The following is a 21660-nucleotide window of genomic DNA, read 5'->3' as shown; positions in this document are numbered from 1 at the left end:
AAGAGGTGATGGCCGCAGGTGAAATGATGGCGGCGAAAGAGGGGAGAGTTTACAGATTATTGCGCCAGTAGGGCTTGTCCGGACGGCACGCGGCCGGGCATTTCGATGAATCCCTTCATTGACGCCCAAACAGCAGCTATCTAGTATCTGGCCATCATATTGATATCGCCTCGGATGCATGGAGCAAACGCAGTGCAACTGATCAACTCTATACCCCCGGTCATCGACACTGAACAATATGACGCCTGGAAGAAACAGTGGGCGAATCAGGAAAGCCTGGATATCCATTCTTACATCAATGATCAATGCCACCCGGAACAGATGCTGGTGTTTTCGACATTGTTCTTCCCGACGTTCGTCGTGTCTCAAGGGGGCGTTTTTCTAGAGCGAAATTTTTCAGTAGAAACGTTCGCGCGCTGCTTGAGCCTGGCCTCTCACGACATGGCAGAGGCTGAGCGACTGTTGAATTATGTGAAGCTCTACGATGTTTTTGGTCAATACGGGGATGGCGTATCAGCCAGCATATTTCTGCAGTTTTGCGAGGTCATTGGTTTTGCCTGGCGCATGGTGCTGAAGGAAAAATTCCCGGACAAGTCATTTAGTGTCGAGGTCTCGAATTCCGATGAAAATTACGGCCCGGTGATTACGTTTTATCAGGTGAAGAAATGATTGGTAGTGGGTTGGCAGGCTTTCCGCCCGGAGAATCCGGACAGTGAAGATACTTTGCCCGAGGTGTGAGCAGGACCACATTGTCGGTGCCAGTATCAGGGCTACCGGGACTGAGTTATTTATATGCCCAGAGTGTGACGCCATCTGGTTTTCAATTGAGAAAATTGGCGTTGTACCTTTTATGGATTTTGGTACTTACATGCAAAGCATGGGGCTTTCAATGCTGTGGGACGAGTTGGACGTCATTTCCGAAGAGCCATAGGTGGTGAATGGGATAGACCACGTTTAAATAAACGTTGTCATTCCCCGGTTCTCCAGCCTTTCCGGGGGGGTGGAATTGCTGTTGATGAGAAATGGAAGGAAGAGTCGTTGGGCGCAAAAGACGCATTGTTTTCCGGTGAGAAGAATACTGGTTTGCTTGAGGTTTTGAGGTCTTGCTTTCCTGCTATCAACCTTGCGTTTGTGCTGGATTGGGTTCCTGAGCAAGGGGAAGATATCTATTGGGTGCTGATTGATAACTCAAGAGTAGCCATGATTGAAAGATTTGAACTGGGTGAAGGATTAGCTAATGAGTTTTGAAATCCTGCTGGGAAAAGAGCCTTTCGAGCACTTTGGAACCCAGGCTTTACGTGGATTGATACGACTGGGTGACGAAGAGGAAAGCTTCTTTGCTCCGATCTCCTTCTGGGGCAGGCAGGAATACGTGAGTAGCTGGTACTCATCGCTTTGTCTCGGTCTCGAAAGGAGACAGCATTCTGTATTAGTCACTTCAAAGCTTGATCCAGACTCCGCAAATTTTCTGATGGTCTGGGTTTTATACTTTGTTGGAGAGTCTGTTCACATTCAGAATAATGTGGTTTTTCTAGACTACGTTGTTTCCGGGTTCAATCTGGATGATGTTAATTCTTACGTCGGTGCACGAGAGGTCGTTAACGAAGATGGCGACAGGATTTCCGAGTGGGTCGTCCCTCTGTCGGAGGTGCTCAGTTTCAAAGAAAAGTTGAAGATGGAAGTCGATGCTTGAGCGCCGAAGAGCTACTAAACAGTCGCTTCGCGAAACGTAACAGTCAGAGTCGTACTGGAGATAACGTTGAAGATTGAGATGAATGATTTCGAGGCGGTGAAAGACCTGATCATCCAGTTGGTGAAAGAAAAAACCGGTGATTTTGATGGCGACAGTTGGGAGGCTGATTACAAGCTGAATTGGGAGTCCGAGTTGGCGGAAAGGCTTGAGAGCGCTCTTTTCAGTATGTCTAAAATGGCCTCCGCGAGGGAGAGTGGCGATGGTGTCATGTTGACGGCGGCGCTGGTGCATTCCCGGATGAATTTCATGGACCTCGCAAATTTTTTCAGGGACATCTATGACGATCTCGATGCACTGCTGGTAAAACCAGTCTGGCCGGATATTCCTGAAGGGTTTGATTACGGAAAAAGCGCAAATTAACGGGTCGTGCGGTTTTACCCTGATGGAATCCTGGCACAACGTTTTTCCCGTCTATGAATCCTAAATATCGGGCACATTCATGGAGCTGAAGTTTTTTTATCACTCGGCCGGTCCTCACCCTGTTTTGGGCGAGGTCTTTTATGAAATGGCGCAAGTGAGCTCGGGGCAGGAGGGGGCTCAACGCTATGAGCTTTATGTCTGCAGCGTGCTGGGCGCCGTTGCGCAAACCCCGGCCAGTTGTGATCGAATGCTTGGGTATCTGGCGGCTGTACTGGATGGCACAGAGCGATCAATTTGTGCGGGTGGAAACGACGTTGTTTTGAATATTGATACAGCGGGTGTGCAGGTTGACATTTCGATCAATGACGACTGGATCGGTCAGCCAGAAAGCAAATTCACCTTGCAGGAATGGCAAAAAATTCTTGAGGGCTGGAAACACCTTTTGGAGTTGCCCCAGGGGTCAGATGAGGTTGTGTTAGTCCAACTGCCATAGAAAATTTTGACCCTCAGCACACGTGCTGAGGAGTAGTCGTAAATTCCAAGGCATTTATGGAACTGAAATTTTATCAAACCGCCGGCGGTATCTACCCCGAAGGACAGTTGTTTCACGCGATCGTTGAAGTGAATTCTGATCAGGAAGACGCGCAACGCTACCAGCTTTATGTATGCAGTGTTCTTGATGCCATAGCACAAGTTCCGGAGGATTGTGATCGTCTGCTGGCAGCTATTTCAACAGTAGAGCGGGGCGCGCAAACCTCAGTCACTGAAGGGGGAAACGATGTTCTGCTGAATATGAGCTCCGAGGGAGTACAGGTCGATATTCTGATCAACGATGACTGGACTGGTCAGCCGCAAAGCTGGTTTACGTTGGAGGAGTGGCGCAAGATCCTGAAACAATGGAAGCATACTTTAGAGCTGCCAAAAGCTTTCGATGAGGTCGTGATACTGAAATTGCCATAGTTGAAAAATGAATCAGGGGAGAGCGGCACAGAGAGTTCTTACCGTTGAATCGAGTGACAATTTCTTGAGACATACGAGTAAATGATGGGGACAGACCACGTTTAGAAAGTACTCCGAAAACGTAGTCTGTCCCCGTTTTACTATGAGAGAAAATTGAGATGAATGATTTTGAGTCGGTGAAACAGCTGATCATCGAGCTGATGAAAGAAAAGGCGGGTAGCTTTGATGGCAATAGTTTGGAGGCCGATTACAAGCTGGACTGGGAGGTTGAACTTTCCGAAAGGTTGGGAAACGCTCTCTACAATATGTCCAGAGCGGCATCCGCCAAGGAAAATGCAGACGATGTCATGTTGAAAGTTGCGCTGATGAATTCACGTGTGGACTTCATGGATCTGGCTAATTTTTTCCGCGATATTTATGACGATCTCGATGCGCTGGTAAAAAAACCTATTTGGCCGGAAATCCCCAAGGGTTTTGTTTACGAAAAAGTTTCGGATTAAGAGGCCGCTGGCCGGGGTGTAAACGGGGGGATAGGATGAGTGAAGACGAAATTTATCGCCAGATCGGCCAAATTCTGATTGACACTGCTCCTGATACAGCGAGTGCGGTTATCGTTGAGGCTGAACTTTCACCCGAGGATGATCATTGTAAGTTGTTGTTTGACTATATTGATGGGAATGGAGAGAAAGATTGGTACAGCCCAGGCAGCCCAGAGGTCGATGTTGGTATTCATGAAAACCTGATAGCGCTGAGGAATCTCTATAAAGCGCAAAACATGACATCCGGGCTACCGGTTTGGAACAGCTGTGTTATCACGTTCGATACCGTGCTGGGGAAGTTGAAAATTGATTTCAACTACATTGCGCCAGAAGAAGGTTGAGTGTTTTTTCCTGTAAAGCCCTGGGAGATTTACTCAACGTAAATCTCCCAGGTTCAGCGCTATCTCCATGAAGTGGTGGAATCTTTTATCGTTCATGGCATCCGCAGGATTTTGTCTCATTATCATACCGATCATGATGCCGCACCCACTCCATGATCTCGCCCTCATTTCTGCCCTTGGGCGTGAGGTCGAGGTAGTTGTAGGCGCCGACCAGCATGTCCAGACCACGGGCATAGGTTGAATAGGCGGAGGATAACGGGACAGACCTCTTTTAAAAAAAAACGTGGACTGTCCCTGAGGGATCTTTCGTGGGTGTGACTCCAAAATCGCCATAAGGCAAAACTTGAACAGAAAAAGGACACTTCAGTAGCCATGCCAAAATTTGCTTGTGTATGCGGTCACGTCATTAACCTTTCTCAAGGGACGTCCGAGTGTGAAATGTCTCTGGTCGCTGAACAGAAGATAGATGAAATTGGCTATGCGCTATCAAATCGCTGGCTGTCTGAAGACGAATTCTACGAAGCGATAGACCAAGGGGCTGTTACGGTTTATCGATGCCAGCAGTGCGGGCGGCTGCACGTGGACCAAGGTGGTGGACAGTTTTCTTCCTATATAAAGGAAGTGAATTAGTTGCTTGGGATTGGGCGATTGAAGTTGACAGGATGTCGAGGCCAACTGTGTCGAGCTTTTCCGCGCACACTTAAAAGAGGGGATAATTGGAACAATAAATTTCCGGAGGTCAGAGAGTGATTGCTGAAGATTTTGAACTTGTGAAAGCCATTTTTCAGCTGGTTGAGGCCGGAATTGTTCACGGTTATGACGCCTTTCGATACCGCGTTGAATGGGGAGGGAACTATATGGAGGCAGACCTCGCCGTTGAAAAAAATGGCTCAGAAATCTGGGACGCTGAAACTGATTTCAACCATTCGAAAATCTATGCGCTTGTCGAAAAATTACACGAGCGTGCAGTCGCTCGCGGTGAACCCTGGAAGGCATTTGTTCTCTCCTATCGCGAAGGCGAACAAGTGAAAACGAAATTCGACTATTGATTCCGATTGTTTTCAGCCTTTTTTCCCTAAAGTAAAATCGAAAGATCGCAGCCTTCGGCAGCGCCTACACATACCCTCTGTAGGAGCTGCCGAAGGCTGCGATCTTTTGCTCTTTTACTTCGGATAAAGCGGCGGCAACCCGCTGTCACCCACCGGGTCCTGCACCCGTTCCGCCGCCGGAATGGTCCGGATCGCCCGCCACAAATCCTCACCCTGCCAATGCTGCCCCGTTTCGCTGTACAGCGCACCATTCAACCCATCCAGCGCATCCGACAACGGCACAAACCGCGCTGCCATGTCCGCCAGTGTCTCCGGCTGCTGACGCGCCCAAGCATCCAGTGCCTGCCGCGTTGCTTGCGGGTCATTGGCCTGACTCGCGCGTTTGATGTCATCCATCAAGGTGCGCGGGCTCGGGCCGGTTTGGGCGGCGCGATGCACCGCCGGTTGCCAGCGTGCGCGCCACCACAGGCCGAAGCCGAGGAGGGTGGTGCAGGCGAGGATCAGCGTGCTGAGTTTCCACCACCACAACACATCGTTATCGACGACGCTCGGTTGCAAATTGCCGGTCGGGGTGTCGACTTGCAGGCTTGGGTTATTGGCCACTTGCAGGGTGCGCGCCGGCAGGCTGCTGTGTTCCAGGTGATCTTCGAAGGTGTTCCACCAGACCACGTCCACCGTCGGCAAGTCGATGGCGCCGCTGCGGCTCGGCACCAGGGCTTCGCGTTCTTCGCGGCTGCCGACAATGCCGCGGTCGGTGCTCTGGTTGCTCAGCACTGGTTGGTCGGGGTAGCGGCGCAGGCCGTTGACGTCGGTGGCGGGCAGCGCTGGCAGTTGCGAGCTGGCAAGGCCTTCGACCTTCAACGTCAGGCTGCGGGTCAGGGAATCGCCAACCTGGGTGTGTTCCGGTTCCGGGTTCCAGCTTTCGCTGAGGCTCAGACTGCGTGCGGGCAGCCACGGCGCATCGACCGGATAGGTCAGGGGTTTGGGTTTGACGGTCAGGGGGATTTCCGCAGAACTGACGCGCATCAGTTTGCCCGGCTTCGGTCCCTGCGCATTGGCGTCCTGAGACGGCTGCGTGTCGACCAGTGTGGCGCTAAAGGTCTGTGGCGCAATGGTCAGCAAACCGCTGTGTTGCGGGTAGATTGCATAGCGCATTTCGATCACGCCATGGCGCACACCGTTGAGGTCTTTTTCGTAGGTGCGCGTGTCGCCCAGTTGCTCGATGCGTGCATCGACGATTTGCAGCGGCGTCAGGCTGCTGTCGTCGTACAGCGACACTGAATGGTAGATGCGCAGGGTCAGGATCGCCTGCGCCTGCACGTAGACGCTGGACTGATCGAGGCTGGCCTCGATGAACACCGGATCAAGGCTGTTCTGGTTCTCGCGGGTATCGCTTTCGACCACTTGCACGGTGATCGGCTGGCTCTGTGCGTCGCCCAGTTGCAGCGGCGGGATCACCACGCTGCCGTTCTCTTTGGGCAGCAGGGTGATGATCCAGCGCGTGGTCGCGCGGTTGTCGCCATTGAGGGTGTTGAGCTGGTTGACTTGCCGCGTGCCGCGCACTTCGAACAACGCTTCCAGCGCGGTCAGATCGGGTTTGCCGAACTGGGTGACGTCGCTGGTTTCGAGGGTGAGTTCGACCGTCTCGCCGGAGTTCAGGCGACTGCGATCCACACTGGCCGTCAGCTCGGCCGCCTGGGCGGTGGCCGTGCAGAGCAGCAGGGGCAGCAAGAGAGCGGTGAAGCGGGTCATCGAGTGTTTTCCTGATCCTGATCCTGATGTTGTTGCTGTTCGTACCAGAATTTGCGTCGCAGCAGTTCGCCCGGTTCATCCGGGATCTTGCCCAGCCATTGTTCCAGTGCCTGACGTTGCTCGCCTTCGAGGTTGTCCTCGCTCGGGCGCAGCGTCGGCACGGTGTCCGTTTGTTCTTCCTCGGCGCTGCCTGGCACTTCGTTTGGACCTGGCTGCGGCGGCGTGGTCGGTGGCGGTTCGCTGGCCGATTCGCTCGGTTGCGCGTCGCTCTGGGTTTCACTTTTTACCGCCGGTGGCGGCGTGGTCGCGGGCGCTGGTTCGTCGCCCGGCAGACTTTGCTGCTCGCTTGGTTTGGTGTCCGGCTCGGCGGGCGGAGGGGCGCTTTTCTGCTTGAGCAGGTTTTCAACCAGTGCCTTGTTGGTCTGCGCCGGACGCAAATCCGGTTGCAGTTCCAGTGCCTGTTCATAAGCGTCGATCGCTGCTTCCAGCTCACCGCTTTTTGCCAAAGCGTTGCCACGATTGTAGTGGGCGCGGGCATCGCTGCCTTCGGCGAAACGCTGGGCGGCGCCACTGTAGTCGCCGGCTTCGTACAACGCCACCCCTTGCCATTGGTGATCGTCAAAATGCTGCGCGGCTTCGGCCGGGCGCTTCTGTTTGAGCAGGTGCAGGCCCTGTTGATCGGGGCGTAGCCACAAGTCCTCAAAGTCAAAAGCGTAGCTCGGTTGCGGCAGGCACAGCAGTAACGGCAGGCAGAACAACCAGCCGCGACGCCCGGCACACGCGGCGAGCAACAACAGCGGCAACAGCAGCCAGTAACCCTGATCGGCCCAGGTATCGAGGCGCACGGTCTGGCCATCGTCGCGCAGACTGCGCGGGCCATTGAGCAGGCCGAGCGCACCAAGATCCGCTTCGTCGAGGCGGGCAGGGTGGTATTCGCCGCCGACGCTGTTGAGGAATGCGCTCAAGGCCGGACTGTCGAGCTGCGGCACCCGGATCGCGCCTTGTTCGTCCTTGAGGAAACTGCCGTCCTCTTGAGCAATTGGCGCGCCTTCAGCGGTGCCGATGCCGAGCATCAGCAGTTGGGCCGATTCTCCGCTGAGTGCGCGGCGAATGCCTTGGCGTTCTACTTCATCGAGCGATGAGCCGATTAACAGAATCCGCCCCTGACCGAGCGCGCCCTGTTTCAGCAGGGCCAGCGCTTTGCTCACGGCCAGATCGGCACGATGGCCGCTTTCCGGCATCAGTGACGGTTTGAGCGCGTCGAGCAGATTGCGGCTGGTCGCCAGGTCATCCGACAGCGGCACCAGCGTGTGCGCGCTGCCGGCGTAGACAACGATGGCGGTCTGCGCATCGCTGCGTGCCTGCAACAGATCGAAGAGCTTGCGCCGCGCCTGTTCCAGTCGCGTCGGCGGCGAGTCGGTGGCGAGCATTTCCGGGGTCAGTTCCAGCACCACCACCAAGGGATCGGCAGGTTTCTGGCTGGTCTGTTCAACGCGCTCCCAGCTCGGCCCGAGCAGCGCCAGGATGGTCAGCAACCACGCCACGCCGAGGGCGACCCACGGCTGTTTGCTGTCGCGACCGTTACCGCCGCTGAGCAGGGTGGCATGAAACGCCGGCGGCAGAATCATCTGCCAGCGCCCGGCACGTTTCTGCCGGTGCCAGAGTTGCCAGATCAGCCAGCCGAGCAGCGGCAGCAACAGCAACCACCACGGACGGAACCAGTGCGGCCAGAGCGCAATCATCGGCGCCTCCGCAGACGCAGGCGCTTGAGGCGCTCGCGCCAGTCGGGCAGTGGACTTTGCAGATACAGTTCCTTGGTGAACAGGCGTTGCAGCGGGTTGTCCGGCCACAATTCACGGGCGACCAGCAATAGGCTCAACCATAACGCCAGCGCCAAAGGCCAGTGATACAAGGCTTGTGCCGGGCGGGCCTGGGTCGGTTGTTGAGTCACCGGTTCGAGCTGGTCGAGTGTGTCTTTGATGGCTTGCAGTTCTTTGCCGTCGTGGGCACGGAAATACTGGCCGCCGGTGACTTCGGCGATGGCTTTGAGCGCCGGCTCGTCGAGATCCAGGCTCGGATTGACGCCCAGCAGGCCGGTTGAGCCGCTGTCCTCAGGATTGGCACCGATGCCGATCGGGTAAATCTTCACGCCTTCGCTGGCGGCCAGTTTTGCCGCCGTCAGCGGATCGATTTCGCCGCCGTTGTTGGCGCCGTCAGTGACCAGAATCAGTACGCGACTTTGCGCCGGACGCAGGCGCAGGCGTTTCAGCGCCAGACCGATGGCGTCGCCGATCGCAGTGTTCTTACCGGCAATGCCGATCCGCGCTTCGTCGAGCCAGACGCGCACGGTGTGGCGATCAAAGGTCAGCGGCGCTTGCAGATAGGCCTGGCTGCCGAACAGGATCAGGCCGACGCGGTCGCCATCGCGGCTTTCGAGGAAATCACCGAGCAGATGCTGAACCAAGGTGAGACGACTGACTTCTTCGTCCTGCCACTGCATATCGGGGAAATCCATCGAGCCGGACACGTCCACCGCCACCAGCAGATCACGCCCACTGGCGGCAATCGGCAGTGGTTCGCCGAGCCATTGCGGGCGCGCGGCGGCGGTCAACAGCAACAACCACAGGAGCATGAACGGCGCTTGTTGACGCCATGCAGGCAGATTGGCGCGAGCGCGACGGCGGGCGAGGCCTTCGAGGTCGGCGAGAAAACTCACTTTCAAGGCTGGCTCGCCACTGTCGGCGACCGGCAGCACCAGACGCATCAGCCACGGCAGCGGCACCAGCACAAAGATCCACGGCCAGGCGAACTCAAACATGTTTGCGAATCCACGTGTCGACAGCCTGGGTCAGACCGGCGATGGCTTTGTCGTCGAGTTTGCATTCCGGTTTGTACGCGCCTTCGACCAACACCATCCAGCGCGTCAGGCCAGCGGCCGGGCAACGGTTGTCGAGAAACGCCAGCCATTTACGCCCGTTGAGGGTGTGGCTCTGGCTGTAGGGATAGTGGTTGCGGCACAGGCGTTTGAGCAGGCCGTTGAGTTGCTGCAGCCAGGCACCGGCCGGGGCGCCGTCGTAGGGTTTGGGCATTTGTGCCAGTTCGGCAAGGGCGGCGATGCGCACCGGATCGAGCGGCTGTTCGGCACGGACGATCGGGCGTTTCTTCAGCGGAATGAAACGGCGCAGGCGCCACACGGCAAAACCCAGCAGCGGCAACAACAGAAGCAGCAGCCACCAACCCGGTGCCGGCGGCCAGAAGGCGATCGGTGGCGGTGAGATCAGCGGTTGCAGTTGTTCGAGGCCGTTCATCGACCTTTCCCCGGACGCTGCGGATTAAGGAATTCGCGCATCTGCTCGACCATTTCACTTTGCGTGCTCAGCGGCATCAGCAATACCCGCAGCTTTTGCGCGAGCAATTCCCAGCGAGCGATGCGCGCTTCGGCTTGAGCGCGGTAAGTCTGGCGCAGCTCGAAATTCAACGTGTCGAGTTCGAGTTGCGCGCCGCGTTCGGCGAATCTGAGCAGGCCGGCAGCGGGGAGGGCGTGATCCAGCGGATCGGAAATCGGCAACATCAATAAGTCGCAATGACGCGATAAGAGGCTGAGCTGTTGTTCGGCGCTGTCGGACAACGCACGCTCGTCGCAGATGACAATCACCAGACTGCCCGGGCGCAACACTTCGCGGGCACGGCGCAGGGCCACGCCGAACGCATCGCGATCCGGCTCACGCTCGCTGTGCAGCGACTGATTGACCTTGACCAGACGGTTGAGCAATTGCAGCAGGCTCTGTTTGCTGCGCCGCGGTTTGATTTCATAGTGCTCGTTGTCGCCGAACACCAGCCCGCCAACCCGGTCGTTATGACCCAGCGCGGCCCAGCCAATCAGCGCCGCCACTTGCGCAGCCAACACCGATTTGAACATCAGCCCGGAACCGAAAAACAGCCGCGTGCTTTGCTCGACCATGATGAAGATCGGCCGCTCGCGTTCTTCATGGAACAGCTTGGTGTGCGGCTCTTGCGTGCGCGCCGTCACGCGCCAGTCGATGGTGCGCACGTCGTCGCCAGCCTGATAGACCCGCACCTGATCGAAGTCGACGCCACGGCCACGGAATTTCGAGTGATGCAGGCCGATCAGCGGGCTGCGCTGACTCGGCGTGGAAAACAGCTGCACTTCACGCACGCGGTGACGCATCTCGATCAGCTCGGCGAGGCTGACGCGGATACCCGGTTCGGACGGCAGGGGGGCGTTCATAGGGGTCAAGCGACGGCTACGACGTCGAGAATTCGCTGCACCACCCGATCCTGATCGATGCCGGCGGCTTCGGCTTCAAACGACAGGATGATGCGGTGACGCAACACATCGAACAGCACCGCTTGAATGTCTTCCGGGCTGACGAAGTCGCGGCCGGCAAGCCAGGCGTGGGCGCGGGCGCAGCGGTCGAGGGCAATCGAACCGCGCGGGCTGGCGCCATAGGCGATCCACTCGGCCATTTCCGGGTCGAACTTGGCCGGGTTGCGCGTGGCCATGACCAGTTGCACGAGGTATTCCTCCACGGCGTCGGCCATGTACAGACCGAGGATTTCCTTGCGCGCGGCGAAGATCGCCTGCTGGCTGACGCGGCGTTCGGGTTTGGTTTCACCGTTCAACGCTTCGCCACGGGCCTGCTGGAGGATACGGCGCTCGACGGCGGCGTCCGGGAAACCGATTTTCACGTGCATCAGGAAACGGTCGAGCTGCGCTTCCGGCAGCGGGTAAGTGCCTTCCTGCTCGATCGGGTTCTGCGTGGCCATTACCAGAAACAGCGGCGACAGCTCGTAAGTGCTGCGACCGACACTGACCTGACGCTCGGCCATGGCTTCGAGCAGCGCCGATTGCACCTTGGCCGGGGCGCGGTTGATTTCGTCCGCCAGCACCAGGTTGTGGAAGATCGGCCCTTGCTGGAACACGAAACTGCCGGTTTCCGGGCGATAGATCTCGGTGCCGGTGATGTCGGCCGGCAGCAGGTCCGGGGTGAACTGAATGCGATGGAACTGTGCTTCGATGCCCTCGGCGAGTTCTTTGATCGCTTTGGTCTTGGCCAGACCCGGCGCGCCCTCGACCAGCATGTGGCCATCGGCGAGCAGGGCGATGAGCAAACGCTCGATGAGTTTTTCCTGGCCGAGAATCTGCGTTGAAAGAAAGGTTCGCAGCGCGAGCAGCGCTTCACGATGTTCCATCGGTGACTGTTCCTGGAAAGGGGTGGCCACAGGCGTTCGGATAACGCCGGGGCTGGGGGCGTTACTTTAATCCATCGCGGGGGGTGGCGACTAACGGCATTTTGCGCAAAGTGCGGGAAATGACTGGGGGAATTGTTGGATTTTTGTAGTCGGGCAGTGATTGGTTGCCTGTGCCGGCCCTATCGCGAGCAGGCTCACTCCTACAATGGATCGTCGTACACCGACCTGTAGGAGTGAGCCTGCTCGCGATGGGGCCAGTTCGAGCGCCATCAAACTTCGTTAATGAAGGTCCCCGTCCCGTCGAGGATATTCGTCAAGGTCTCGACAACCTCATCCATATCCACCATATCGGGATTAAAGCTGATCTCCAGCACATCATCCCCGTTCAAAGCATCGGCATCCGCCGCGCCAATCTCGATCTTCAACAGATTCGAGGTCAGGGTGACTTTCACCCCGTCCAGCGTCGAAGGCTCGCCATCCAGGGCGATCTCCAGCTCGTCCTCATCCGGATAGCGGCTCATCAGGAACATATCGCCCTTGTCGCTGTGGCAGCAGAGCATGGCCATGTTGTCTTCTTCGTCATCGCACGGGTTGACGATCAGTAGGGCGGTGGTCATTTGCATGGGGGGATTCCTAGTCGGCGCGGACAAAATGTAATTTTGCCACCCTAAAAAAGTTTTTGCTGCTATTGCTTCACGCTTTTTCTCTAGAGTTCCACCACCTTTTTAGAATGCGACATGGGATGTAATACAAGCAGCGTTGCACCATAAATGGTACAACGAGAAATGGAAATAAAGACATGGCCACGTTGTGGGCGGAAAAGAAAAAGACATTAAGTCCGAACAAATTTCCGTATTTGCCTTTGGTTGTTCCGAGGTCTGTTGATGTCAAATAAAAACACCAGATAAAAAGTGCTGAGAGAGCTACGCCTGCGAAAAGCAAGGTCAGATATCGTCTAAGTGTCATTTGATCGAACTGCGTTGAGTCGAACTTTTCCGTGAAGGCATAAAAAGTTGAGACAGCAGCGAGCAGGGGGGCAAAAAGCGCAATATAATTTGCAGTCGCTTTTGAGCTGAAAGGAAATAAGGATGACCAGAAACCAATCAGTCCGAATAGCTGATTGTCCAGAAAGTGATCAATCGCCATATCCAAGTTGGACTGAGGGTGGGCGGGAAGGATCAGGTTAATTAGAAAAATGGGCGTTGCGAACAGTCCGAATGCAATCAAAGGTAAAGGTTGATCTGGTTTTTTACTCGTCATGAACTGCACTCTTTGGAATCGAGGTTTATGCCGCTTTGGTAATCGGGGTCTGGCTAGGCGTGCTCGACCCCGACAGTGACTTTAGCGCTGATCTTTCAGTGCAGTTTCTAGGTGGTCAGAGATGAAAGCGTTTATTTTTTCTACATTATTGGCATTTAAAAGAGATGCGATTGTGGCAATCGCTACGCCAACGGCAACGATACCTATTGCGCTAGCGGCGAAACCCGGGCTGAACACTGCGAGCAATGTCGCCACCGCCGCGCCAGCACCCACGCCGAGCGCGATACTCTCAAGCTCCAGAATCAAGGGCTTCCAGTTACCGTCCCGGAAGCCAATGACCGTCTTTTCGATCACCGAATGGGCCTGAACGATTTTTCCGGTCACGCCAAACCCCTTGGCGAGCTTATTGACACTGTCCATATAGGTCGCTTTATCCAGCGCATTGAGCGCGTCCACAACCGCACGCGTATCCTGCGGACTGAGCCGCGCATTGGGATTGGTCCGCACTGTTTCAAAAGTCTGCATCGCCTCCGCATAGCTTCTGATCTTCTTCCCCGAAATATCCTTTTGCAGATCCATGACCACCTGGTGCAGATTGGCGCCATATTTCTCGAAGATGTATTTGTTCGCGTCGGCGACGAAAGCCACCGCGCGTTTGTAGTCATCAATGCGTTTGGCTTCTGCTTCGGCCGCAATTCGCTTTTTTTCGTCGTCCTGTCGTTGAGCTTCCGCCAGAGCGGCCAAATGAGCTTGTTCTGCCGCGTGTCTCTGAGCTTCTTCAGCACGTCGCGCCGCTTCGGCAGCCTGTTGTTGCGCAAGCGCCTCGGCCTGTCGACGGGCTATCTCGGCATACAGTTGTGCTTGTCTTGATTGAAGGCTGGAAATTTGCGCATTCAACAGCATCGCATCATAAGTCGCTTGCAACTTTGCATGCTGTCGAGAAGTCTGCACGTCTCTCAGCTTTTGTTGCAGTGCCGTATTCTTCTGAAAGAGTAACTCGTTGACGGTGTTGGTTGCTCTGTCGAGCCATGCTTGCGGGGTTGCATCAATCAATGGTGGCTGTCGGCTGTCTGCCAGATTGAGCTCTATTTGCAAGTTGTGCTCAAGGTTTTGTTGTTGCGCGAGATAGTCGCTTTCGATGGCCAGTGTAAATCCATGCATTGGATTACCAAGCGGATAATTCTTTAGAATGTCACCGCGAATGGAGCCTGGGTTCAGATTGATTATTTCCCATGTGCCGTCGCCATAAAATACAGTTGTCGGAAGTTCCAGTTGTCTCATGTGCTGACTCCTTTTCCTGATAAAGAACCTGTTCCGTGGTTCGGTCTAATATTATTAGCGCTGCTGGCAAAGATATTCTGTAGGGCCTGGTCTTTTAATTGTGTGAGACAATTCTTGTCGGGTTGTGAGCTTTGGTAAGTGATGCTTGCTGGTTTTTGTTTTTTCAATAGGAGAGCTGTGGTAGGAAAATTCCTGCGTTATTTTCTAATTGTCTGCGATGAAATATCTGATGCAGTTGTAGGATTTTTTATCGTGACGAAATTTCACGGAGAAATTCTGTTTGCATGCTTGTTTTAGTCACGCGGATACGATTATTTTCGCCGTTCGAACGCAAAGGAGTGCGTATGTAAAACTGAAAAAAGGATCTCTTTTCATGCATCAGTATTTCGAACGTGCCGAAGAAATAGCGCACTTGTCCGACGAACAGATCGAGCTGATTTATCAACGTTATCTGGATGGAGAAAAAACTGCCGTACTCATGACCGAGTTTCAGATTCCGGCGACTGTTCGCAGTTTGCTCAAGGTACTGCCGCCGATTGTCAGCCCGGATCTCACTTGCCCATATTGCGATTTGCCGATGTGGGTTCGTCGTCACGCCAGAGGCACGCCGATTTCCTTGCGTGATCCGTTTAAATGCGTGCGGTGTGAGCATCGATATATTGCAGCCAGTCTCTATGGACGGCGCTCACCTTGTACGTGCAAGGAATGTTTCAAGGCTCACCAACAACAATTGGCAGCCCAGGCTCAACGGGATCGCGCCGAACTGCAGATTCGCCACGGCGCACCTTGTCCTGCTGTGCCTTACGCCGCGTTGGGGTTTGTGCAGAAACTGGCGTTATTGGCCTTGCTCGAAGACGGCAATGGCAGCGCTTTGGAGTCGATTGCGCCACTGAAAGCACCCTCCAGAAGCGAATGCCTGGCTCCCACCGATGAAGCCAGTGAGGACATCCTGAAGAGTCTTTACGAGGCTGGCGTGTTGGTGGTTGCGACCGACTCTGACATCAAGGCCTTTAATCGGACTGATGGTTGCAGCATCGCCGATTATTTGGCCGTGCGCTGGCTGCCCAATGTGGCGCTGGACGGCGCATTGCGTAGTCCGCGTGACAGTCTGTATCTGATGCTTTATCAGGACTTGTCCGGGAGTGTTCAGCCGGCGTGGAAGAGCGAGCTCTACGCACTGATCTTTACCCTCGCACGACAAGAGTCGATCCAATACATCCATGTGCTGGCCAATGAAGTGAGCTTTGCCTTTACCGCCGAAGCTCGCGCTGAAACGGTCGTAGGGCAGTTGTTGCAGGACTTCTCCGTGAGTCAGCTCTATTACTTCGCGCGTTTGGCTGTGAAAAGCGCCGCTCACTTCTACGCCACGGGTAATTCGAAGGGGCGCAATCACGCCTCCAACACCATCCCGCGCAACATGCTCGGCACGGCGCAGGATGCGCTCAAACGAAACTGGCGCAAAAACGCTCATCGCGACTCGCGGGTAGTGCAATCGGCGATGCATCGACTGTTGTATGACATCGTGCTCAAGGACAGCGGCGCTGGATTCTCCAAGTCGCCGGGCATGTACTGGCGCGATGAACTGGTGCCGCAGTTCTTTTCCGGTGCAGCGTTCGACAGCGACCTGGTCGGCCATTTGCAGCTCTTCTGCCGCGAGTGCGACTCCAGCAATATTGATGCCAGCATGGATAAATTGACCCTGCAAATGCAGTGCTACGACTGCTCCACCATCAGCAAATTCCGGGCATACGAAGAGTTGCCGGACTGATCCGCATCAACCGCTGGCGCTGAACCCGATGCCACGCTCAAGGTCGATAGAACGGCCTTGGGCGTTTTCGTTTCTGGATATGTAGAGGCAAAAGGTCTGCATCTGGCACGAATGTCCCGTAAATACGGGCATGCAACCCGGCGTTTTGTGCCACGAGTGCTAGTGTTTACCGGTGCCAAACCCTCGGTTTACGTGCCAATGACCGAATATGTCGCAGCACCGCAAGCAGACACATTGTCGCACCCTTTAAGCTGCGCAACGGATGAGCACCCGTAAAGGCATTGTCGGCACCGCTGGCAGTCGCTTTTGCAGATGCTCATTCTATGGAAGGTGAATGTGACCTGAGTGTCCCGTCCAGCTTCACCCACCTGTCCCCCTGTTTCCTCTGCCCGAGAATCAGGAACAGGGCGACACAAACCCCGAAAGGGGTGTTGCACGCGACGCTTTCCATCAATAACAAGCTTAAGCGGAGTACCACAGATGGCGTTCTTCACCGCAGCCAGCAAAGCCGACTTCCAGCACCAACTGCAAGCGGCACTGGCGCAGCACATCAGTGAACAGGCACTGCCACAAGTGGCGCTGTTCGCTGAACAATTCTTCGGCATCATTTCCCTGGACGAGCTGACTCAACGTCGCCTCTCCGACCTCGCTGGCTGTACTCTTTCTGCGTGGCGCCTGCTTGAGCGCTTCGATCACGCGCAACCGCAAGTGCGCGTCTACAACCCTGATTACGAGCGTCATGGCTGGCAGTCGACCCACACCGCGGTCGAAGTCCTGCACCACGACCTGCCATTTCTGGTCGACTCGGTCCGCACCGAGCTGAACCGTCGCGGCTACAGCATCCACACCCTGCAAACCACCGTGCTCAGCGTACGCCGTGGCAGCAAGGGCGAGTTGCTGGAAATCCTGCCGAAAGGCACCCAGGGCGACGGCATTCTGCAAGAGTCGTTGATGTACCTGGAAATCGACCGCTGCGCCAACGCGGCCGAACTGAATGTGCTGAGCAAAGAGCTGGAACAGGTTCTCGGTGAAGTCCGCGTCGCGGTCGCCGATTTCGAGCCGATGAAAGCCAAGGTGCAGGAAATCCTCGCCAAGCTCGACAACAGCGCCTTCGCCGTCGATACCGACGAAAAGAACGAAATCAAGAGCTTCCTGGAATGGCTGGTGGGCAACCACTTCACCTTCCTCGGCTACGAAGAATTCGTGGTCACCGATCAGGCCGATGGCGGCCACATCGAGTATGACCAGAACTCCTTCCTCGGCCTGACCAAACTGCTGCGCACCGGCCTGACCTACGAAGACCTGCGCATCGAAGACTATGCCGTTGCCTACCTGCGCGAACCGACCCTGCTGTCGTTCGCCAAGGCTGCGCACCCGAGCCGTGTCCACCGTCCGGCGTACCCGGACTACGTGTCGATCCGTGAAATCGACGCTGACGGCAAAGTCATCAAGGAACACCGCTTCATGGGCCTGTACACCTCCTCGGTGTATGGCGAGAGCGTGCGGGTCATCCCGTTCATCCGCCGCAAGGTCGAAGAAATCGAAACCCGCTCCGGCTTCCAGTCCAAGGCTCACTTGGGCAAGGAACTGGCGCAGGTGCTTGAAGTGCTGCCGCGTGATGACCTGTTCCAGACCCCGGTCGACGAGCTGTTCACCACCGTCATGTCGATCGTGCAGATCCAGGAACGCAACAAGATCCGCGTGTTCCTGCGCAAAGACCCGTACGGTCGTTTCTGCTACTGCCTGGCCTACGTGCCGCGCGACATCTACTCCACCGAGGTTCGTCAGAAGATCCAGCAAGTGCTGATGGAGCGCCTGAAGGCTTCCGATTGCGAATTCTGGACATTCTTCTCCGAGTCGGTACTGGCGCGCGTGCAGTTGATCCTGCGTGTCGACCCGAAAAACCGTCTCGACATCGACCCGGTGCTGCTGGAAAAAGAAGTCGTGCAAGCCTGCCGCAGCTGGCAGGACGACTACGCTGCACTGACCGTCGAAAGCTTCGGCGAAGCCCACGGCACCAACGTGCTGGCCGACTTCCCGAAAGGCTTCCCGGCCGGCTACCGCGAGCGTTTTGCCGCGCATTCGGCCGTGGTCGACATGCAGCACTTGCTGAGCCTCAACGAAAAAAATCCGTTGGTGATGAGCTTCTATCAGCCGCTCGGTCAGGTCTCCGGCCAACGCGAGCTGCATTGCAAGCTGTACCACGCCGACACCCCGCTGGCGTTGTCCGACGTGCTGCCGATTCTGGAAAACCTCGGCCTGCGCGTACTGGGTGAATTCCCGTACCGTCTGCGTCACACCAATGGCCGCGAGTTCTGGATTCACGACTTCGCGTTCACTGCCGCTGAAGGCCTCGACCTCGACATCCAGCAACTCAACGACACCCTGCAGGACGCGTTCGTCCACATCGTTCGCGGCGACGCCGAAAACGATGCGTTCAACCGTCTGGTACTGACCGCCGGCCTGCCGTGGCGCGACGTGGCGCTGCTGCGTGCTTACGCGCGTTACCTGAAGCAGATTCGTCTGGGCTTCGATCTGGGTTACATCGCCAGCACCCTGAACAACCACACCGACATCGCTCGCGAACTGACCCGGTTGTTCAAGACCCGCTTCTATCTGGCGCGCAAACTCAGCGACGACGATCTGGAAGACAAGCAACTGCGTCTGGAACAAGCGATTCTGACCGCACTGGATGACGTTCAGGTGCTCAACGAAGACCGCATCCTGCGTCGTTACCTCGACCTGATCAAAGCCACCCTGCGCACCAACTTCTATCAGACTGATGCCAACGGCCAGAACAAGTCGTACTTCAGCTTCAAGTTCAACCCGCACGCGATCCCTGAACTGCCGAAGCCAGTGCCGAAGTTCGAAATCTTCGTTTACTCGCCACGCGTTGAAGGCGTGCACCTGCGCTTCGGTAACGTCGCTCGTGGTGGTCTGCGCTGGTCCGACCGTGAAGAAGACTTCCGTACCGAAGTCCTCGGCCTGGTTAAAGCTCAACAAGTGAAGAACTCGGTCATTGTGCCAGTGGGGGCGAAGGGCGGCTTCCTGCCGCGTCGTCTGCCTCTGGGCGGCAGCCGTGACGAGATCGCGGCCGAGGGTATCGCCTGCTACCGCATCTTCATTTCCGGTCTGTTGGACATCACCGACAACCTGAAAGACGGCGCACTGGTGCCGCCATTGAACGTGGTGCGCCACGACGATGACGACCCGTACCTGGTAGTGGCGGCGGACAAGGGCACTGCGACCTTCTCCGACATCGCCAACGGCATCGCCATCGACTACGGCTTCTGGCTGGGTGACGCGTTTGCGTCGGGTGGTTCGGCCGGTTACGACCACAAGAAAATGGGCATTACCGCCAAAGGCGCGTGGGTTGGCGTACAACGTCACTTCCGCGAGCGCGGCATCAATGTTCAGGAAGACAGCATCACCGTAGTGGGCGTCGGCGACATGGCCGGTGACGTGTTCGGTAACGGCCTGTTGATGTCCGACAAGCTGCAACTGGTCGCGGCCTTCAACCACCTGCACATCTTCATCGACCCGAACCCGAACCCGGCGACCAGCTTCGTTGAGCGTCAGCGCATGTTCGACCTGCCGCGTTCGGCCTGGACCGACTACGACACCAGCATCATGTCCGAAGGTGGCGGTATCTTCTCGCGCAGCGCGAAGAGCATCGCGATCTCCCCGCAAATGCAGGAACGCTTCGACATCAAGGCTGACAAGCTGACCCCGACCGAACTGCTGAACGCCTTGCTCAAGGCGCCGGTGGATCTGCTGTGGAACGGCGGTATCGGTACTTACGTCAAGGCCAGCACCGAGAGCCACGCCGATGTCGGCGACAAGGCCAACGATGCACTGCGCGTGAACGGCAACGAGCTGCGCTGCAAAGTCGTGGGCGAGGGCGGTAACCTCGGCATGACCCAACTGGGTCGTGTTGAATTCGGTCTGAATGGCGGCGGTTCCAATACCGACTTCATCGACAACGCCGGTGGCGTGGACTGCTCCGACCACGAAGTAAACATCAAGATCCTGCTGAACGAAGTGGTTCAGGCCGGTGACATGACCGACAAGCAACGCAACCAGTTGCTGGCGAGCATGACCGACGAAGTCGGCAATCTGGTGCTGGGCAACAACTACAAGCAGACTCAGGCCCTGTCCCTGGCGGCGCGCCGTGCTTACGAGCGCATCGCTGAGTACAAGCGTCTGATGGGTGATCTGGAAGGCCGTGGCAAGCTGGACCGTGCCATCGAGTTCCTGCCGACTGAAGAGCAGATCAACGAGCGCATTGCTGAGGGCCACGGTCTGACCCGTCCTGAGCTGTCGGTGCTGATCTCGTACAGCAAAATCGACCTCAAAGAGCAGCTGTTGGGCTCGTTGGTGCCGGACGACGATTACCTGACCCGCGACATGGAAACGGCGTTCCCGCCGTCTCTGGTCAGCAAGTTCTCCGAAGCCATGCGTCGTCACCGTCTGAAGCGCGAGATCGTCAGCACCCAGATCGCCAACGATCTGGTCAACCACATGGGCATCACCTTCGTTCAACGACTCAAAGAGTCGACCGGCATGAGCCCGGCGAATGTGGCTGGCGCTTATGTGATCGTGCGCGACATCTTCCACCTCCCGCACTGGTTCCGTCAGATCGAAGCGCTGGACTACCAGGTCAGCGCTGACGTTCAGCTGGAATTGATGGACGAGCTGATGCGTCTGGGCCGTCGCGCGACACGCTGGTTCCTGCGTGCCCGTCGCAACGAGCAAAACGCTGCCCGTGACGTCGCGCATTTCGGTCCGCACCTGAAAGAGCTGGGCCTGAAACTCGACGAACTGCTGAGCGGCGAAATCCGTGAAAACTGGCAGGCGCGTTATCAGGCGTACGTCGAAGCCGGTGTACCGGAACTGCTGGCGCGTATGGTTGCGGGCACCTCGCACCTGTACACCCTGCTGCCGATCATCGAAGCCTCCGACGTGACTGGCCAGAACCCTGCAGAAGTCGCGAAAGCTTACTTCGCTGTGGGCAGTGCGCTGGACATCACCTGGTACCTGCAACAGATCAGCGCACTGCCGGTTGAAAACAACTGGCAAGCCCTGGCCCGTGAAGCGTTCCGTGACGATGTCGACTGGCAGCAACGCGCGATCACCATCTCCGTCCTGCAACAGGGCGACGGCACACTGGACGTGGAAGCACGTCTGGCGCTGTGGATGGAACAGCACGAAAGCATGATCTCGCGCTGGCGCGCCATGCTGGTGGAAATCCGCGCGGCAAGCGGCACGGACTACGCCATGTATGCGGTGGCCAACCGTGAACTGCTGGACCTGGCGTTGAGCGGGCAAGCGGTAGTGCCTGCAGTTGCTGCGAATGCCGAGCTTGAATTGGCGTAAGTAGTGG

20 protein-coding genes and 1 pseudogene are annotated in these 21660 nt (G+C 56.6%); 11 read left to right on the top strand and 10 right to left on the bottom strand.

Annotated features, from left to right (window positions below):
* Positions 1-192: 192 nt before the first annotated feature.
* The 8 genes from CKW17_RS26970 to CKW17_RS26930 all read left to right on the top strand — a co-directional run bounded on the left by CKW17_RS26970 (position 193) and on the right by CKW17_RS26930 (position 3953).
* Positions 193-669 (top strand): hypothetical protein, encoded by a 477-nt coding sequence (locus CKW17_RS26970; protein WP_095122890.1) that lies wholly within the window; start codon positions 193-195, stop codon positions 667-669.
* Between the two features lie 369 nt (positions 670-1038).
* Positions 1039-1248, top strand: a complete 210-nt coding sequence (locus tag CKW17_RS26960) for a hypothetical protein (RefSeq protein WP_095122888.1) — start codon at positions 1039-1041, stop codon at positions 1246-1248.
* A complete protein-coding gene (locus tag CKW17_RS26955; protein ID WP_095122886.1) occupies positions 1238-1693 on the top strand; it encodes a hypothetical protein in 456 nt (151 codons plus the stop codon). Before CKW17_RS26960 ends, CKW17_RS26955 begins: the two co-directional genes overlap by 11 nt.
* Before the next feature lie 66 nt (positions 1694-1759).
* Positions 1760-2113 carry a hypothetical protein gene (locus CKW17_RS26950; protein ID WP_176470126.1) on the top strand — a complete coding sequence of 118 codons (354 nt, stop codon included), beginning with the start codon at positions 1760-1762 and terminating at the stop codon, positions 2111-2113.
* 79 nt (positions 2114-2192) lie between these two features.
* Positions 2193-2606 carry a hypothetical protein gene (locus CKW17_RS26945; protein WP_095122884.1) on the top strand — a complete coding sequence of 138 codons (414 nt, stop codon included), beginning with the start codon at positions 2193-2195 and terminating at the stop codon, positions 2604-2606.
* A gap of 56 nt (positions 2607-2662) precedes the next feature.
* Positions 2663-3073, top strand: coding sequence for a hypothetical protein (locus CKW17_RS26940; protein ID WP_095122882.1), 411 nt, complete (start codon positions 2663-2665; stop codon positions 3071-3073).
* A 158-nt stretch (positions 3074-3231) separates the two neighbouring features.
* Entirely contained in the window at positions 3232-3573 is a 342-nt protein-coding gene (locus tag CKW17_RS26935; RefSeq protein WP_095122880.1) for a hypothetical protein, read from the top strand.
* A 35-nt stretch (positions 3574-3608) separates the two neighbouring features.
* On the top strand, positions 3609-3953 hold the full coding sequence (locus CKW17_RS26930; RefSeq protein ID WP_095122878.1) for an immunity protein YezG family protein: 345 nt from the start codon (positions 3609-3611) through the stop codon (positions 3951-3953).
* 85 nt (positions 3954-4038) lie between these two features.
* On the opposite strand, the pseudogene CKW17_RS26925 reads toward CKW17_RS26930, so the two are convergent.
* Positions 4039-4197 (bottom strand): annotated as a pseudogene (locus CKW17_RS26925) (DUF899 family protein); the annotation flags it as partial.
* Between the two features lie 502 nt (positions 4198-4699).
* Between CKW17_RS26925 and CKW17_RS26915 the strand changes: the two are divergent.
* The gene (locus tag CKW17_RS26915) at positions 4700-5002 is read left to right on the top strand and encodes a hypothetical protein (RefSeq protein ID WP_095122874.1); all 303 of its coding nucleotides are present in this window, start codon (positions 4700-4702) and stop codon (positions 5000-5002) included.
* A 114-nt stretch (positions 5003-5116) separates the two neighbouring features.
* Here the strand turns inward: CKW17_RS26915 and CKW17_RS26910 are convergent, their stop codons facing one another.
* From CKW17_RS26910 to CKW17_RS26870, 9 genes are all read right to left on the bottom strand, one after another.
* Positions 5117-6754, bottom strand: a complete 1638-nt coding sequence (locus tag CKW17_RS26910; protein ID WP_095122872.1) for a BatD family protein — start codon at positions 6752-6754, stop codon at positions 5117-5119.
* A complete protein-coding gene (locus tag CKW17_RS26905) occupies positions 6751-8496 on the bottom strand; it encodes a tetratricopeptide repeat protein (protein WP_095122870.1) in 1746 nt (581 codons plus the stop codon). Before CKW17_RS26905 ends, CKW17_RS26910 begins: the two co-directional genes overlap by 4 nt.
* The gene (locus CKW17_RS26900; RefSeq protein WP_095050115.1) at positions 8493-9572 is read right to left on the bottom strand and encodes a VWA domain-containing protein; all 1080 of its coding nucleotides are present in this window, start codon (positions 9570-9572) and stop codon (positions 8493-8495) included. The genes CKW17_RS26905 and CKW17_RS26900 overlap by 4 nt, the downstream gene beginning before the upstream one ends.
* Positions 9565-10062: a DUF4381 domain-containing protein gene (locus CKW17_RS26895; protein WP_034155614.1), complete on the bottom strand. Its 498-nt coding sequence runs from the start codon at positions 10060-10062 to the stop codon at positions 9565-9567. Before CKW17_RS26895 ends, CKW17_RS26900 begins: the two co-directional genes overlap by 8 nt.
* The gene (locus CKW17_RS26890; RefSeq protein ID WP_038369285.1) at positions 10059-11003 is read right to left on the bottom strand and encodes a DUF58 domain-containing protein; all 945 of its coding nucleotides are present in this window, start codon (positions 11001-11003) and stop codon (positions 10059-10061) included. Before CKW17_RS26890 ends, CKW17_RS26895 begins: the two co-directional genes overlap by 4 nt.
* A gap of 5 nt (positions 11004-11008) precedes the next feature.
* Positions 11009-11968, bottom strand: coding sequence for a MoxR family ATPase (locus CKW17_RS26885; protein WP_007913915.1), 960 nt, complete (start codon positions 11966-11968; stop codon positions 11009-11011).
* A gap of 269 nt (positions 11969-12237) precedes the next feature.
* Positions 12238-12591, bottom strand: coding sequence for a hypothetical protein (locus tag CKW17_RS26880; RefSeq protein WP_095122868.1), 354 nt, complete (start codon positions 12589-12591; stop codon positions 12238-12240).
* A gap of 70 nt (positions 12592-12661) precedes the next feature.
* Complete coding sequence (locus CKW17_RS26875) at positions 12662-13228, bottom strand: hypothetical protein (RefSeq protein ID WP_095122866.1); 567 nt, start codon at positions 13226-13228, stop codon at positions 12662-12664.
* 81 nt (positions 13229-13309) lie between these two features.
* Positions 13310-14509: a colicin-like pore-forming protein gene (locus CKW17_RS26870; protein ID WP_038369291.1), complete on the bottom strand. Its 1200-nt coding sequence runs from the start codon at positions 14507-14509 to the stop codon at positions 13310-13312.
* A 373-nt stretch (positions 14510-14882) separates the two neighbouring features.
* Between CKW17_RS26870 and CKW17_RS26865 the strand changes: the two genes are divergently transcribed.
* Positions 14883-16277 carry a hypothetical protein gene (locus CKW17_RS26865; RefSeq protein WP_095122864.1) on the top strand — a complete coding sequence of 465 codons (1395 nt, stop codon included), beginning with the start codon at positions 14883-14885 and terminating at the stop codon, positions 16275-16277.
* Between the two features lie 480 nt (positions 16278-16757).
* Positions 16758-21653: an NAD-glutamate dehydrogenase gene (locus tag CKW17_RS26860; RefSeq protein WP_095122863.1), complete on the top strand. Its 4896-nt coding sequence runs from the start codon at positions 16758-16760 to the stop codon at positions 21651-21653.
* Positions 21654-21660: the final 7 nt, after the last annotated feature.

It is taken from the genome of Pseudomonas sp. Irchel s3f10, from assembly GCF_900187515.1.
In the GTDB taxonomy this organism is placed as follows: Bacteria; Pseudomonadota; Gammaproteobacteria; order Pseudomonadales; family Pseudomonadaceae; genus Aquipseudomonas; species Aquipseudomonas tensinigenes.
This window is presented reverse-complemented; position numbering and strand designations above follow the sequence as displayed.

Bases quoted from the DNA above. Each gene is read 5' to 3' on its own strand.
- CKW17_RS26865 (WP_095122864.1), top strand. From the start codon at position 14,883: ATGCATCAGTATTTCGAACGTGCCGAAGAAATAGCGCACTTGTCCGAC.
- CKW17_RS26890 (WP_038369285.1), bottom strand. From the start codon at position 11,003: ATGAACGCCCCCCTGCCGTCCGAACCGGGTATCCGCGTCAGCCTCGCC.
- CKW17_RS26895 (WP_034155614.1), bottom strand. From the start codon at position 10,062: ATGAACGGCCTCGAACAACTGCAACCGCTGATCTCACCGCCACCGATC.
- CKW17_RS26910 (WP_095122872.1), bottom strand. From the start codon at position 6,754: ATGACCCGCTTCACCGCTCTCTTGCTGCCCCTGCTGCTCTGCACGGCC.
- CKW17_RS26885 (WP_007913915.1), bottom strand. From the start codon at position 11,968: ATGGAACATCGTGAAGCGCTGCTCGCGCTGCGAACCTTTCTTTCAACG.
- CKW17_RS26900 (WP_095050115.1), bottom strand. From the start codon at position 9,572: ATGTTTGAGTTCGCCTGGCCGTGGATCTTTGTGCTGGTGCCGCTGCCG.
- CKW17_RS26935 (WP_095122880.1), top strand. From the start codon at position 3,232: ATGAATGATTTTGAGTCGGTGAAACAGCTGATCATCGAGCTGATGAAA.
- CKW17_RS26880 (WP_095122868.1), bottom strand. From the start codon at position 12,591: ATGCAAATGACCACCGCCCTACTGATCGTCAACCCGTGCGATGACGAA.
- CKW17_RS26945 (WP_095122884.1), top strand. From the start codon at position 2,193: ATGGAGCTGAAGTTTTTTTATCACTCGGCCGGTCCTCACCCTGTTTTG.
- CKW17_RS26870 (WP_038369291.1), bottom strand. From the start codon at position 14,509: ATGAGACAACTGGAACTTCCGACAACTGTATTTTATGGCGACGGCACA.
- CKW17_RS26860 (WP_095122863.1), top strand. From the start codon at position 16,758: ATGGCGTTCTTCACCGCAGCCAGCAAAGCCGACTTCCAGCACCAACTG.
- CKW17_RS26905 (WP_095122870.1), bottom strand. From the start codon at position 8,496: ATGATTGCGCTCTGGCCGCACTGGTTCCGTCCGTGGTGGTTGCTGTTG.
- CKW17_RS26940 (WP_095122882.1), top strand. From the start codon at position 2,663: ATGGAACTGAAATTTTATCAAACCGCCGGCGGTATCTACCCCGAAGGA.
- CKW17_RS26875 (WP_095122866.1), bottom strand. From the start codon at position 13,228: ATGACGAGTAAAAAACCAGATCAACCTTTACCTTTGATTGCATTCGGA.
- CKW17_RS26930 (WP_095122878.1), top strand. From the start codon at position 3,609: ATGAGTGAAGACGAAATTTATCGCCAGATCGGCCAAATTCTGATTGAC.
- CKW17_RS26955 (WP_095122886.1), top strand. From the start codon at position 1,238: ATGAGTTTTGAAATCCTGCTGGGAAAAGAGCCTTTCGAGCACTTTGGA.